This window comes from Pseudoduganella sp. R-31, assembly GCF_049913235.1.
In the GTDB taxonomy this organism is placed as follows: Bacteria; Pseudomonadota; Gammaproteobacteria; order Burkholderiales; family Burkholderiaceae_D; genus Rugamonas.
Genome location: NZ_CP183986.1, coordinates 1,945,802 through 1,960,738, shown reverse-complemented (window position 1 = coordinate 1,960,738; position 14,937 = coordinate 1,945,802). Strand labels below are relative to the sequence as shown.

Sequence of the window (14,937 nt, the reverse complement as noted above, 5' to 3'; positions counted from 1 at the left end):
GGGACAAGTGGCAAAAAACCTGGGCGCTCAGGCAATCGAAATCAGCAGACTGCTTCGCTCGTCCTTTGCCATACGGAGTAGCGCGAGAGTCTCGCGTACTGCATCTTCGCTTTCGGAATGTGCATGGTCCTGCAACCTGTCGCAAAAATCCGCCACCTCATGCGGCAAGAGCCAGGACCAGCGGAACACGCCGTCTGCCGATCGAAAAGTATGGCCGCTGCACTCAGCCAGCGTGTTGCCCGCGAACAGGCGCCGATAGTATTCGCACACTTCGGGGCTGGCAGCCGGCAGGACCCGCGCGAGCTCCATCGGGTAGCAATGCCCGGTCGCCGGCGTGACGTCCTGCTCTCCATGCCGGGCGGTCATGGTGCAGAAGATCCAGTAATCGTGCATGAGGCGGTCGATCAGGCATGCTTCGTCCAGATGGGCAGTCTTCAGCGCTGCAGCGCCGCGCAGTGAAATGTCCGCAAGCTTGGCCAGCGCCGCAGGCGGATATTCGCCGGATAGTTCTCCTGCCAGGTCAAGAAGCCAGCTTTCGAATTCGGCGGCATCGGCGAGAAACCTGGAGCGGAGGCCGTCAGGTGCGCCGAGTTCAAAGTACGCCTTCACGCAGCTGCGATCAAGCGCTCCGGCGCCAGGATGGCATATTCGCCGAAGATGCCAGTGCCGAGCAGGCGGCCGGCTTCATCGTAAATGCGCACCCGGCCCTCGTATGGCGTGGGGACGGCAATGCTCGGCTCTTTGCCGAGCGGCAGGCGTTGGCCGTGCAGGAAGCGTTTCGCAAGGTCGGCGTTCAGCACGATGCGCGGGAAAGAGGACAGCAGAGCGTCCACTGGCGCCAGCAGCTCGCGTGGCGCAGCGTGGGCGGCCAGGTCTTCCAGCGCGACCATCTTGTCGGTGGTCAGCGCGCCGACTTGCGTACGGCGCAGGGCATTCAGGTGCGCACCGCAGCCCAGGGCGGCGCCGATGTCTTCGCCCAGCACGCGGATGTAAGTGCCTTTGCTGCAGGTGACTTCAATGCGCAGGAACGGCGCCTCATAGCCGACGATTTCCAGCTTGTGGATCACCACGTCGCGCGCCTCGCGCTCAAGCGTAATGCCTTCGCGGGCGTATTCGTACAAGGCCTTGCCATCGCGCTTGAGCGCGGAGTACATCGGCGGTACTTGCTTGATCGGGCCGCGGAAACGGGGCAGCACGGCTTCAATGTCTGCCAGCGTCGCGCCGACGTCGCGCGTTTCCAGCACCTGGCCTTCGGTGTCGCCGGTGTCGGTGCGCACGCCAAGGTGCACGGTGGCCAGGTAGGTCTTGTCGGCTTCCAGCAGGTCTTGCGAGAACTTGGTCGCTTCGCCGAAGCACAGCGGCAGCAGGCCGGTGGCAAACGGGTCGAGCGTGCCGGTGTGGCCGGCTTTTTTCGCGTTCATGAAGCGCTTGGCCTTGATCAGGGCGTCGTTGCTGGACAGGCCAACCGGCTTATCGAGCAGCAGCACGCCGTTCACAGCGTCGCGCACGCGCTTTACACGTGCTTCGGTCATTCTTCGTCTTTGTCTTCTTCGAAGTCGGCGGCGCGGGTGGCGTTGGCCTTGTCGATCAGGGCGGACATCGCCATGCCGCGCGAGGCGGACATGTCGTGCAGGAAGTGCAGCTGCGGCAAGGTGTGGATGTGCAGGCGCTTGCCCAGCTGGTTGCGCAGGTAGCCGGCGGCGGCGGCCAGGCCGGCCAGGGTGTTCTTGATCGACTCGGGATCGTCCTTCAGGGTGGTGAAGAAGACTTTCGCATGCGCATAGTCGGGCGTCAGCTGCACTTCGGACAGGGTAATCATTCCGACGCGCGGGTCCTTCACTTCGAAGGCGATCAGCTCGGACAGGTCTTTCTGGATTTGATCCGCCACGCGCAGGCCGCGCTGGGGGATGGATTTGCTGTGTTTTGCCATGATTTTCTTTCCTTTTAAACCGGTAAACCTGTGTCTGACCCGCAGGGTCAGACACCGATACGCGGCTGCCGTGGGCCAGGTGCCTGACCCTGCGGGTCGGGCATCGGTTTGCCGGTTTTCATAAAACTAAAAGGCGGGTGCCCTGCCCCGCTCTCGCGAGGCGGGAAGCACCCGCCGTGTATCGCGCCGTCCTGCTGTTACAGGGTACGGGCGATCTCCTGCACTTCGAACACTTCGAGCACGTCGCCTACGACGATGTCGTTGTAGCCCTTCAGGTTCAGGCCGCACTCCAGGCCGGCGCGAACTTCCTTCGCATCGTCCTTGAAGCGCTTGAGCGAGTCGATCTCGCCGGTCCACACCACGATGTTGTTGCGCAGCAGGCGGACGGAAGACGAACGCTTGACTACGCCATCGGTAACCAGGCAGCCCGCAATCGCGCCGACCTTGGAGACGTGGATGACCTGGCGAATCTCGACCTGGCCGGTAACGTGTTCGCGCTTCTCCGGCGCCAGCATGCCCGACAGCGCCGCTTTGACCTCTTCGATCGCATCGTAAATGATGTTGTAGTAGCGGATGTCGACGCCGTTGGTCTCGGCCAGCTTGCGCGCCTGTGCATCGGCACGGGCGTTGAAGCCGATGATGACTGCCTTGGAGGCGGTCGCCAGGTTGACGTCCGATTCCGAGATGCCGCCCACCGCTGCGTGCACGATCTGTACGCGCACTTCGGAGGTCGACAGCTTCTGCAGCGAGCCAACCAGCGCTTCCTGCGAGCCTTGCACGTCGGTCTTGATGATCAGCGGCAGATTCTTCACTTCGCCTTCGGCCATCTGGTCGAACATGTTTTCCAGCTTCGCGGCTTGCTGCTTGGCCAGCTTCACGTCGCGGAACTTACCTTGGCGGAACAGGCCGATCTCACGGGCCTTACGCTCGTCAGCCATGACCATCGCTTCTTCACCGGCGGCCGGCACTTCGGTCAGGCCCTGGATCTCCACTGGGATGGAAGGACCTGCTTCCGCGATCGACTTGCCGTTCTCGTCCAGCATCGCACGGACGCGGCCGAAGGACGAACCTGCCAGCACCACGTCGCCGCGGCGCAGGGTGCCAGATTGCACCAGGATGGTGGCCACAGGACCACGGCCCTTGTCCAGGCGAGCTTCCACCACCAGGCCGCGCGCAGGCGCTTCCACCGGGGCTTTCAGTTCCAGCACTTCGGCTTGCAGCAGCACTTGCTCCAGCAGGTCGTCGATGCCCTGGCCGGTCTTGGCGGACACCGGCACGAACGGCGAATCGCCGCCGTATTCTTCCGGCACCACCTGTTCGGCCACCAGCTCCTGGGTCACGCGGTCAACGTTGCCGCCTGGTTTGTCGATCTTATTGATCGCCACCACCAGCGGCACGCCTGCTGCCTTGGCGTGGGCGATTGCTTCCTTCGTCTGCGGCATCACGCCGTCGTCGGCCGCCACCACCAGGATGACGATGTCGGTTGCTTTCGCACCGCGGGCACGCATGGCCGTGAAGGCTTCGTGACCCGGGGTATCCAGGAAGGTGATGATGCCGCGCGGGGTTTCCACGTGGTAAGCGCCTATGTGCTGGGTAATGCCGCCGGCTTCGCCCGACGCGACTTTGGCGCGGCGGATGTAGTCCAGCAACGAGGTCTTGCCGTGGTCGACGTGGCCCATCACGGTCACCACTGGTGCACGCGGGGTTGCTTCGTATTCGGCGTGCTCGCCCTGGTCGGCCAGCAGCGCTTCCGGATCGTCGACGGCAGCAGCGAAGGCCTTGTGGCCCATCTCTTCCACCACGATCATCGCGGTTTCCTGGTCCAGCACCTGGTTGATGGTGCACATCTGGCCCAGCTTCATCAGCTGCTTGATGACTTCGGATGCCTTGACCGCCATCTTGTGCGCCAGTTCGGCCACGGTGATGGTTTCCGGCACGTGCACGTCATGCACGATCGCCTCGGTCGGCTGCTGGAAGTTGGTTTCGCGATCGTCATGATGACCGCCGCGGCGACCGCCCTTGCCGCCTGCACGCCAGCCGTCACGGCCGCCTGCATTGGCGCCGGTGTTGCCACCGCGGCCTTTGCCTGCACCGCCGCCCGGGGCGCCACGGCGCTTTTCATCCTGCCAGGTCGAAGCCACGTTGGCCGACTTGATGGATTTCTTGTCGCCTGGCTTGCCTTCTTTCTTGTCGCCGGCTGGAGCTGCTGCGGTAGCGGCAGGCTTCTTGTCGGCTGGCTTGTGCAGGGTGCCTTCGGCGACTTTCGGCTTGGCTGCAGCAGCGGCCGGAGCCGGCTCAGGAGCCTTCATGACGCGACGCGGCTGGCTCATCATCAGCTTGATCTGGGCCACTTCGTCTGCAACAGCTTTACGGGCACGTTCGGTCGCTTCGGCGCGCTCGGCGGCTTCCTTGGCGGCGATTTCGTGCTTGCGCTTGGACTCTTCGGCATCGGCCAGGCGCTTCTTCTCTTCTTCTTCGGCAGCGGCTTTCTGCGCGGCGCCGGCAGCAGCGGCAGCAGCGGCCTTTTCGGCGGCGGCCTTGTCGGCTGCAGCTTTCTTGGACTGTTCTTCCGCTACGCGCTTGGCTTCCTCTTCGGCGGCTTTGGCCTGGGCAGCCTTTTCCTCGTCGAGCTTGGCCAGGCGTTCCTGTTTCTCTTTCAGCTCCGCTTCCTGGCGGGCGATCAGCTCGGCCTGGCGGCGTGCTTCTTCTTCACGGCGCGCCTGTTCGGCAGCGTCGATCACCGGCGCGGCCGGCTTGGCGGCGGTGGTGGTCACCACGTCGTCGCGCTGGACGAAGGTGCGCTTCTTGCGCACTTCGACCTGGATGGTGCGGGCCTTGCCGGAGGCGTCGGCCTGCTTGATCTCCGTGGTCTCTTTACGAGTCAGGGTGATCTTTTTCTTTTCGCCCGGCTCTGCTCCTGCGCCGTGGGTACGGCGCAGGTGTTCCAGCAGCTTGTCCTTATCATCTTTTGACAATGGATCTGACGCCGAACTCTTTTCGACGCCAGCAGACTTCAGCTGCGACAGCAGCAAATCTGCAGGCATCTTCAGTTCGGTGGCAAATTGGGCTACGTTGTTACTCGCCATTCAGTCCTCTTTTCTATGTGTCTCGATGATAAATAAAGCTGCTACTGCTGTTCAGGCCATTCTTTAGGCCTTGGCCGCTTCGGACGATGCCCAGGCCTTGGCTTGCAGGGCCTTGGCGCGATCATCGTACTTACCGTCGACCAGCTTCATTTCATCGTCGGTCACATTCTCAAACTCATTCGAAATCAGTTCACGCGCGCGGTCGCTCGACAATGCCAGGATGGCGCCGAACTCGTCATAGGCCAGACCGGCAAATTGCGCCAGGGTCTTGATGCCTGCGAGGCCCAGCTTGCCCGCGGTGACGCGGTCCATGCCTTCCAGGCCAACCAGCTGCTCTTCCATGCCTTCCAGGCCTTCTTCCGAAGCGATGGCTTCGGTCACCAGGGCGTCGCGGGCACGGGTACGCAGCTCGTTGACGGTGTCTTCGTCGAACGCTTCGATGTCCAGCATCTCGGAAATCGGCACGTAGGCGATTTCTTCCAGGCTGCTGAAGCCTTCTTCCACCAGGATGTCGGCCACTTCCTGGTCCACATCCAGCTTTTCCATGAACAGTGCGCGCACTGCAGCGGTTTCGGTCGCCAGCTTGTCGGCCGATTCTTCCGCGGTCATGATGTTGATCTTCCAGCCGGTCAGCTCGGAAGCCAGGCGCACGTTCTGGCCGGAGCGGCCGATGGCGATTGCCAGGTTTTCTTCGTCAACCACCACGTCCATCGCGTGCTTGTCTTCGTCAACCATGATCGAGGACACGTTGGCAGGTGCCAGCGCGCCGATCACGAATTGCGCTGGATCTTCCGACCACAGCACGATGTCCACGCGCTCGCCGCCCAGCTCGCCGGTCACGGCCTGCACGCGCGAACCGCGCATGCCGACGCAGGTACCGATCGGGTCGATGCGCTTGTCGTTGGTGTGCACGGCGATCTTGGCGCGCACGCCGGCGTCGCGCGCAGCGGATTTAATCTCCAGCATGCCTTGTTCGATTTCCGGCACTTCCAGTTCGAACAGCTTCATGATGAACTCTGGCGCGGTGCGCGACAGGATCACTTGCGGGCCGCGCATATTGCGGTCAACGCGCAGGATGTAGGCACGCACGCGGTCGCCGATACGCAGGTTTTCCTTCGGGATCATCTGGTCGCGCGGCAGACGGGCTTCGATCTTGCCGGATTCGACGATCGCATCGCCGCGTTCCATGCGCTTGATGGTGCCGGTGACCAGCGCGTCGCCGCGCTCCAGGAAGTCTTGCAGGATCTGCTCGCGTTCAGCATCGCGCACGCGCTGCAGGACCACTTGCTTAGTGTCCTGGGCGAAGCGGCGGCCGAATTCCACGGATTCGATCGGCTCTTCGATGTATTCATCGACTTCGATGTCAGGGATCTGCTCTTTCGCTTCGAACAGCAGCACTTCCTGGTCAGGCAGTTGCAGGCCGGCTTCGTCCGGCACTACGTGCCAGCGGCGGAAGGACTCGAACTCGCCGCTTTCACGGTCGATCGAAACGCGAATATCCACTTCGCCTTCATAGCGCTTCTTCGTGGCTTGCGCCAGTGCGAACTCGAGCGCGCCGAACACGACTTCCTTGTCGACGTTCTTTTCGCGCGCCAGCGCATCAACCAATAACAATACTTCGCGACTCATGCTTTGCGGCTCCCAAAATTCACCTGCGGCACCAAGCGTGCCTTGTCAATGTCCGCGAGCGTGAAATTCAGCACCGCAGGACCTTCTTTACCTTCAAATTCAATACCCAGTTGATCGCCTTCAGGCTCCGTCAGGATGCCCTGGTAGGACTTGCGATTTGCAGTGCCTGGAATGGCCATGCGCAGCTTGACGATCGCTTCGGAGCCGGCAAAGCGGACGAAGTCGCTGAACTTGCGCAGCGGACGGTCCAGGCCAGGCGACGAAATTTCGAGGCGTTCGTAAGGAACGTTCTCGACCGTCAGCACGTGCGACAGTTGGTGGCTCACCGTGGCGCAGTCTTCAACCGTGATCGGGCCCTTTTCTTCTGCATCTTCCGCCGTGAAGTCGATATAAACACGCAGCAGTCCGCGTTCGGCCCGTTCGAAATCGACCAGGTCGTAGCCGAGGCCAGCGACGGTTTTTTCAATCAATTCAGGCAGTTGCAAAAGAAATCTCCAGATACTTAAAACGATTCAACCAAAAAAAAATGGGCAACTGCCCATCTTTCGTTACTGCAGCCAGATGAAAGCACTCTCGGCAAAAATACCTGCGAAGAACTTTAACTAGGCTGCTCATTATAGCGCCTTATTGACTTCGCTGCAATGCCGCATACCACATCGGACGAGGGTGTAACAATAGGAAGGTGCTCAAAAACCAACACCTTAAACCGGCACTGCAGTCGGACGGCCGCCCCGTCCGACCCGCGGGGGGCAGACACTTGTACGCTACTGCCGCTGGCTGGGCAGGTGTCTGACCCTGCGGGTCAGACACCGGTTTACCGGTTTTAGCCCTTACGGCGGCGCGGCATGCCATGGTCCGAAGCCCCGCCGCGCGGCTGGTGCCCGCCGCGGCGCTGCTGCCCCTGGCCGTGGCCGTGGCCCTGGCCAGCGAAGCCAAAAGTCGTCATCAGCGGATCCGGCTGGCGAGGACCGCTACCCTGCCCCTTGCCTTTACCCTTACCCTTGCCGCCGCCAGCACCACCGGCGCCACGGCCACCCGGCTGCTGGTCACCGAATCCGGTGAAGCCGCCGCCATGACGCGGCGCACCATAGAACGCCCCCTGCCCCTGGTTGCGGCCACCGCGCGGCGCCTGCGGGAAAGGATCGGCATTCTTGTTGCTCACATCCATGCGGTTGCCATTCGGCTCGCGCTCACGTTCACGCTTGCCCTGGCCTTGACCCGGACCGCCCTGCGGCTTCTTACCCTCGCCAGCACCAGCGCCGGCGCTGCCTTCTTTCTTGAAGCCGACAGCCGTCAGCAGGTCGCGCACCGAATTCTCTTCCATCTCTTCCCAGCGACCGCGCTTCAAGTTCGAAGGCAAGGTCAGCGCGCCGTAACGGGTACGGATCAGGCGCGACACAGTCAGGCCGATCGCCTCGAACATGCGGCGCACCTCGCGGTTACGGCCTTCGCCGATCACCACGCGGTACCACTTGTTCACGCCTTCACCGCCGCCATCGGCGATCTTGGTGAACTGCGCCATGCCGTCTTCCAGCTCGACGCCGGCCAGCAGTTTCTGGCGCATGCCCTCTTCCAGCTCGCCCAGGGTACGCACCGCGTATTCACGGTCGATGTTGTAGCGCGGGTGCATCAGGCGGTTCGCCAGGTCACCGGAGGTGGTGAACAGCAGCAAGCCTTCGGTATTGAAGTCCAGGCGGCCAACGGCCAGCCATTTGCCGGTCTTCATGGTCGGCAGGCGGTCGAACACCGATGGACGGCCATCCGGGTCGTCGTGCGACACGATTTCGCCGGCCGGCTTGTGGTAGACCAGCACGCGCGGCGGCTTCTTGGAAACCTTGCGCTGCACCAGCTTGCCGTTGATGCGGACCGCATCGGTCGGCAGGATGCGCTGGCCGATGTGGGCCGGCTCGCCGTTCACCGACACGCGGCCGGCGATGATCAGCTCTTCCATGTCGCGGCGCGAGCCCATGCCTGCTTCCGCCAGCACTTTGTGCAACTTCGGTGCATCGTCTTCCGCCGTCAGGTCGCGGCGCGCCTTGACCGGCTTACCGGAACCGCCCTCGTCGCGGTCGAACGCGTCGGAGGTCACGAAGGAGAACACCGCATCGGCTTCGGACGACTTGTCCTTGGCCTTCATCTTGTTGCCGAAGGCGCCCGGCACGCGCTGCTTGCCCTGGCCGCCCTTGCCCTGGCCTTGAACCTGGCCGCCTTCGCCGGCTTGCGCGCCCTGGCCTTCGCCATGCGCCTGCTTGCCGTGCTTGCCCTTCTTGCCTTTGTGCTTGCCATGCTTGTCGTGGCGCTTTTCAGCAGGGACTGCACTTGGCCATGGGCTCGCACCGTCGCCGCCCTCAGCGGCGGCCAGCGCGGCGCCCTCGGCAGGCACTGCTTCGGCGCCGAGTGCCGCTGCCGCCACGGCAGCCTTTTCAGCCTGGCGCAGTGCGCGCTGTTCGCGCATCTGGCGCGGGCCGCGCGGCGCACGGCCGCGATCCTTGCCCTGGCCTTCCCCACTTTCGCCGGCCTGCGCTGCCCCCGCAGGTGCCGGTGCGGCCGGCTCTGGAGCTGCTTCCGCAACCGGTGCCGCTTCCGCCACTACAACCTTCTTGGCACGCGGCTTTTTGACCGGAGCGGCTTCCGCGCTCGCAGCAGGCTGCTCGCCCGCCACAGCTTCGGCCGCGGCTTTGGTACGGCGCTTGGGCTTTGGCGTTTCGCCGGCCGCCAGGGCGGCAGCGTTGTCAGCCTCGATCTGCGCCTTGGTGCGGCGTTTCGGCTTGGCGGGTGCGGTCTCGGCGGCTGCCGGGGTACCGGTTTCTGGGGAGTTATCAGGCTTGTTCATTATTCGTTTCTGCTAAGGGCTCGACGTTATCGGGCGCCGGGTCATCTGTTACCGGCGGCGCCTCGTCTGGCGTCGCCTCTTTCTCTTCTACTACTTGTGCTTCCTGCGCCGCCTTCTCGAAGTTCTCGGTCAAGCGAGCCTCCAGTACTTCCAGCGGATTTTCATTCTGCGTATCGCTGATCTGCTGCAGCGGCGGCAATTGGGACAGCGATTCCAGTCCCAGGTCGTCCAGGAACTGCTTGGTCGTGCCCAGCAAGGCCGGGCGGCCCAGCACATCGCGGTAGCCGACCGTATCGACCCAGCCGCGGTCTTCCAGCATCTTGATCGTCTGCGAGTTCACCGCAACGCCGCGGATTTCCTCGATATCGCCGCGGGTCACCGGCTGGCGGTAAGCGATGATGGCCAGCGTTTCCAGCGTGGCGCGCGAATATTTCTGCGGTTTTTCCGGATTCAGGCGATCCAGGTACAACTTCATTTCAGGCCGGCTCTGGAAGCGCCAGCCGCTGGAGAGGCTGACCACCTCAATGCCGCGCCCTTGCCAATCCTGGCGCAACTCTTCCAGCAATTCCTTGATCGTATCAGCGCCGACCCCAGCTCCGAGCGGATTGCCCTGGTCGTCGGTTTCGACGTACAGCTTTTTCAGGCTGTGGATCGATAAGGGTTCACGGGCGCATAGCAGCGCAGCTTCGAGGACTTTCTTAGCCTCTGCATTATCCATACACTACATTTGGTTGTGTAACTAAGTAAGAAGGCGCCGGACCGCTACGCGCCGGGGCGAGAGTCTCAGGTGGAGAGCGTTTTCAGGGCGAAAACAAGGCGGACGACAGGCGCCGCTTCATCCAACTTGGCCAATTGTACCTGATAAAAGTCAGGAGAAGTGTAAAAGCCTGCTCGCTTAGCCGGCCAGGCGCTCGGCCAGGATTGCCGAAACACCAACAAAAGCCGGGTACTCGGCAGTGATCACATAGGTAGGAATCGCCGCCAGGTATTTGTTGAAGCGCCCTTTTTCCTCAAAACGGGCGCGGAAGCCGGAACGGTCGAAGCGCTCGCCCAGGCGCGGCACGATGCCGCCGCCAATATAGATGCCGCCCGTCGCGCCCAGTGTCACGCCGAGGTTGCCGGCAATGGTGCCCAGCATGGTGCAGAAGTGCTCAATCACATCGTCGCACAGCGGGCACTCGCCGGTCAGCGCGCGGCGCGCAATCTCCGGCGCCGGCAGTACCGGCTCCTCATGGCCGCGCTGGGCCACCAGCGCGCGGTAAATCAGTTCGATGCCGACGCCGGACAGCAAGCGCTCCGCCGACACATGCGGAAATTCGGTCCAGGCGTATTGCAGGATCGCCACCTCTTCCGGATTCATCGGCGGGAAGCTGACATGGCCGCCCTCGCTCAGCAGTGCGGTCCAGCCGGAAGCCGACGGGATCAGGCCCGACACGCCAAGGCCGGTGCCAGCGCCGATCAGGCCAAGCGGCGCGCCGGCTTGCGGCGTGCCGCTACCGACCTGGCGCTTCTGGTCATCCGCCAGCAGCGGCAGCGAGCGCGCCAGCGCGGTGAAATCATTGGCCACCACCAGCACCTCGAAGCCCACTTCCAGGCGCAGTGCCTCGATCGAAAACTCCCAATGGTGATTGGTCATCTTGACGTAATCGCCATTGACCGGATTGGCGATCGCAATCGCACCATGACGCACGCCCAGGCCGGCAGCCGCCACCACATCCGGCAGCGCCAGGTAAGCCCTTAGCGCATCGGCCAGCGTTGCATAAGCTGCGCCGGACAGCACGTGGATATGCTCAATCCTGCCTGGCGCTAGTTCCAGGGCAAACCGGGCATTGGTCCCACCCACATCGGCCAGCAGGCGCGGGCTTTGGAAGAAGGCAGGCGTGACAGGGATGGTCTGGGCAGTCATGGGCACAAGCGATTAAGTTGAGCCTTAATCCTAAGGGATTTGTTAGCCGAGACGCAAGGAATTCTTTGTAGTTTGAGTACAAGAAACGTAAAAATTAGGTACACACACTACATTACGCGATATTTCGACGGTAGTATGACTACTCCAGCTTGCGTAAAAAAAAGTCGGGGTCAGGTCTGGCAATCCGCCAAAAAAGGCACGTGCGTGCCTTTTTTGGCGGATTGCCAGACCTGACCCCGACTTTAATTAATGACGGGAGTCGGCGGGGGTGAGGCTGTCGGGGGTCTGTTCGGCGATCACGGCGGATTCGCCCTCGCTGCGGAAGGCGGTATTCCAGGCATCGAGGCCGCCGTGCAAGGGCTTGGCGCGCTTGTAGCCGTGGGAGTGGAGCTGCTTGGCGACCTTGGCGGCGGTGACGTCGTTCGGGCAGCTGCAGTAGACGATGATGTGGCGGTCCTTCGGCAGGGATTTGATCACGGCCAGCGGGTCGCTGGCGCCTACCAGCAGGGCGCCCGGCACCGGCGGATCCAGCAATTGTGCGGTGGCGCTGCGGGCATCGACCATTACCGGATCATGGCCCGAATCGAGCAACTCTTTCAGTTCGTCGATGCTGATGCGCTCGGTCTGCATGGCCTTCTGGAAGCGGCGCCGCTCGATGAACTTGGCCAGCACGAACAGGCCGAGCAGGATAGCCAGCACCGTCAGCGCGGTCGACCCCATGGTCGACAGCACGTCCAGCACCTTGTCCACGTCGGCATGGAAATAGGCCCCGATCAGCAGTCCGGTGGCGCTCCACAGCAGGCCGCCCAGTAGGCTGAAACCGAGGAAGGTGGGCACGCCGGTGCCCAGCGCGCCTGCCATCGGTGGGGCAATGGTGTTGAAGCCGGGGATGAATTTGGCCACCACCATCGACTTCGGCCCCCATTTGCGGAAGTTGTCTTCCGTCTGGCTGACGCAGTAGTCCGGCGACAGCGAAATCTTGCACAGCAGCTTGAGGATGCGCTTGCCAAAACGGCGGCCGGCGCGGAACCAGAAGAAATCGCTGAGCAGGCATGCCAGCATGGCAACGCCCAGCACCACCGGAAACGGCGCGCTATTGCCATTATCGATGGCCAGCGCACCGGCCACGATCAGCACCGGATAGGCAGGAATTGGCAACCCCATCTGTTCGACCAGCACCACGGCAAAGACGATCAGGACACCATACTGCTGCAACAAGGATATTAGGTTAGCCATAGTTCGACTATGGTAGCGCAAAACGAGGGCTAAGGCAGGGCTCCCTCGACGTACTGCAGCGACAGCTGTTGCTGCAGCATCCGGAACAGCCTGTCCTGTTCCACCGGCTTGTGCAGGAAGTCGTCGGCGCCGGCCGCCAGGGCCTGTTGCCGCTCGCCGCCAAAGGCCGTTGCCGCCATCAACACCACGCGCGGCTGCGGCAGGCTGTGATCGGCGCGCAGGCGGCGCGTTGCTTCCAGCCCGTCCAGCACTGGCAGGCGCCAGTCCATCAATACCAGTTCCGGCTGCGACTTGGCGATGACATCCAGTGCCTCCATGCCATCGGACGCCTCCTGAACCTCGAAGCCGGCCGGCAGCAGCATGCTGCGCAACAGGTGGCGGCCCTCGACACCGTCATCCACCACCAGGATGCGCCGGCCCTGGTGCATCGGCGCCAGCTGCGGCAGGCGCGCCAGGGGCTCGCCGGCATCGGCCTCTTCCGCCTCGATGGTAAAGCGGAATACCGTGCCCGCTCCCGGCCTCGGCCCGGGCTCGACTTCCAGCTCGCCGCCCATGATGCGCACGTACTGGCGCGAAATCGCCAGGCCAAGGCCGGGGTCTTCTGGAATGCCAGCCTGTCCCGCGCATACTGCAAACGCCAGGCCATGCCGCCCGCCGGGCAAGCCCGTCGGCCGCAGCGACAGCGTGATCGTGCCCTGGCGCGCATGCTTGAGGACATTGGTCACCAGGTTGAGCAGCACATGGCGCACCTTGGCGCCATCCATCATCAGCGCGCGCGGCAAGGCGCCGCATTCCATCTTCAACGCCACCCCGGCCTGCACGGCACGCTCGCCGACCATATCGCACACATCGCGCAGCAGCTGCGCCACGTCGACCGCTTCCCGGTGCAAACTGACGCCGCCGGCCTCGATCCGCGACAGCTCGAGGATGTCGTTGATCAAGGCCAGCAAATGCTGCCCGCTGCGGTGGATGATCGCCATATTGCGTTTTTCATCGGCCGACATGGTGGTCGAATGCGCCATCAGGCGCGAAAAGCCGATCACCGAATTCAGGGGCGTACGCAGTTCATGGCTCATGGTGGACAGGAACACGCTCTTGGCGCGGCTGGCCGCCTGGGCTTCGGCGACCGCTACCGACAGGGCTGCCGTGCGTTCGCTCACCAGTTCTTCCAGGTGGCTGCGGTGGCGCCGCAACTCCTGCTCGCTTTCGGTAGCCTCGGTGACGTCGATGCTGACGCCGACCATGCGCACCACCTTGCCCTGCGCATCGCGGAAGGAGCGAGCCATTGAACGCAAGTGGCGCAGCGTGCCGTCAGGCCGGCGGATGCGGAATTGCAGGGAAAAGTCGCGCTCGCCGTTCAAGGCGGCCGCCACTTCGGCGCGCGCGCGCTCCCGGTCTTCCGGCACCACGCGCTCCAGCCAGGCCTTGTAGTTGCCGCCGCCCAGCCGGCTGCCAAGGCCGTACTGGCGCATGATCTCGTCGTCCTGCATCAATTCGTCGTAGACCACGTCCCAGTCCCAGATGCCGATGCGTGCAGCGCGGGTGGCAACGCTGAGGCGTTCCTCGCTCTCGCGCATCGCGCGGTAGCGGCTGTCGAGCAGCTCCCACATCTTGTGGATGGACTCTTTGAGGGTGCGCAGTTCGCCGTAGAAGCAGGCCTTTTGCGGCGTATCGCCCATGACGTACTGGCCTACAGCCTTCAGTGGCCGCAGGATCAGGAACCACAGCAAGCCGTACAGGCTGGTGACCAGCGCCGCGGCCAGCACCAGGATCGCCATCAGGTTGGCGCGGCGCTGGTCCTGCAATTGCTGCAGCATATAGGCTGGCGTTGCGAAAACCTTGATGGTGCCGATCGCGGCGCCATCGACGACGACCGGGCGCTGGGCCACCAGCATGTCCGGCGTGGTTGCCAGCGGCAGGCTGGTTTCAAGTTTGTCGCCGGGGCCGCGCTGCACCACCAGCTCACGCTTGCTGCCCGTGCCGTACAACACGATGGCATGCAGGTCGCGCTGGTTCATGCTGGCGCGCATGATGGACAACACTTGCTTGTCGTCGAAATTCCAGGCTGGCATGGCTACCCCCAGCGCCAACTGGTCGGCGCTGATGTTCAGCACGCGCTGCAGCTCTTGCCAGCGCTTGCTGCTCTCCGAGGAATAGGAATAAGCGGCGAACACCAGCAGCACGGCGCTGACGATGCTCGCTAACGCCACGCTGACCAATAATGCGATGGAGGCAACTTTGTTCGAACGCAAAGACCTGCTCCGGCCGGGGCGCCGCGGTATGCGGCGCGAATGACCAGTGTGCCAGCTTTGCTGGG

11 protein-coding genes are annotated in these 14,937 nt (G+C 63.2%); all 11 read right to left on the bottom strand.

Annotation, left to right across the window (positions count from 1 at the left end; genetic code table 11):
- Positions 1 to 27 precede the first annotated feature (27 nt).
- Positions 28 to 609: a hypothetical protein gene (locus ACN9MY_RS08950; protein WP_426321779.1), complete on the bottom strand. Its 582-nt coding sequence runs from the start codon at positions 607 to 609 to the stop codon at positions 28 to 30.
- Positions 606 to 1,532, bottom strand: a complete 927-nt coding sequence (gene truB, locus ACN9MY_RS08945; protein WP_426337155.1) for a tRNA pseudouridine(55) synthase TruB — start codon at positions 1,530 to 1,532, stop codon at positions 606 to 608. The genes ACN9MY_RS08950 and truB overlap by 4 nt, the downstream gene beginning before the upstream one ends.
- Positions 1,529 to 1,930, bottom strand: coding sequence for a 30S ribosome-binding factor RbfA (gene rbfA / locus ACN9MY_RS08940; protein WP_426169831.1), 402 nt, complete (start codon positions 1,928 to 1,930; stop codon positions 1,529 to 1,531). The genes truB and rbfA overlap by 4 nt, the downstream gene beginning before the upstream one ends.
- A gap of 197 nt (positions 1,931 to 2,127) precedes the next feature.
- A complete protein-coding gene (gene infB, locus ACN9MY_RS08935) occupies positions 2,128 to 5,016 on the bottom strand; it encodes a translation initiation factor IF-2 (RefSeq protein ID WP_426321775.1) in 2,889 nt (962 codons plus the stop codon).
- Between the two features lie 63 nt (positions 5,017 to 5,079).
- On the bottom strand, positions 5,080 to 6,645 hold the full coding sequence (nusA, locus tag ACN9MY_RS08930; RefSeq protein WP_426169826.1) for a transcription termination factor NusA: 1,566 nt from the start codon (positions 6,643 to 6,645) through the stop codon (positions 5,080 to 5,082).
- Positions 6,642 to 7,130 (bottom strand): ribosome maturation factor RimP, encoded by a 489-nt coding sequence (gene rimP / locus ACN9MY_RS08925; protein ID WP_130315189.1) that lies wholly within the window; start codon positions 7,128 to 7,130, stop codon positions 6,642 to 6,644. Before rimP ends, nusA begins: the two co-directional genes overlap by 4 nt.
- A 338-nt stretch (positions 7,131 to 7,468) precedes the next feature.
- On the bottom strand, positions 7,469 to 9,478 hold the full coding sequence (gene rluB / locus ACN9MY_RS08920) for a 23S rRNA pseudouridine(2605) synthase RluB (RefSeq protein WP_426321772.1): 2,010 nt from the start codon (positions 9,476 to 9,478) through the stop codon (positions 7,469 to 7,471).
- On the bottom strand, positions 9,465 to 10,196 hold the full coding sequence (gene scpB, locus ACN9MY_RS08915; protein ID WP_426321770.1) for an SMC-Scp complex subunit ScpB: 732 nt from the start codon (positions 10,194 to 10,196) through the stop codon (positions 9,465 to 9,467). The genes rluB and scpB overlap by 14 nt, the downstream gene beginning before the upstream one ends.
- A 177-nt stretch (positions 10,197 to 10,373) precedes the next feature.
- Entirely contained in the window at positions 10,374 to 11,384 is a 1,011-nt protein-coding gene (locus ACN9MY_RS08910; protein WP_426337154.1) for a glucokinase, read from the bottom strand.
- 246 nt (positions 11,385 to 11,630) lie between these two features.
- Entirely contained in the window at positions 11,631 to 12,620 is a 990-nt protein-coding gene (locus ACN9MY_RS08905) for a VTT domain-containing protein (protein WP_426169814.1), read from the bottom strand.
- Positions 12,621 to 12,649: 29 nt separating this feature from the next.
- On the bottom strand, positions 12,650 to 14,872 hold the full coding sequence (locus tag ACN9MY_RS08900; protein ID WP_426169811.1) for a response regulator: 2,223 nt from the start codon (positions 14,870 to 14,872) through the stop codon (positions 12,650 to 12,652).
- Between the last annotated feature and the right edge of the window lie 65 nt (positions 14,873 to 14,937).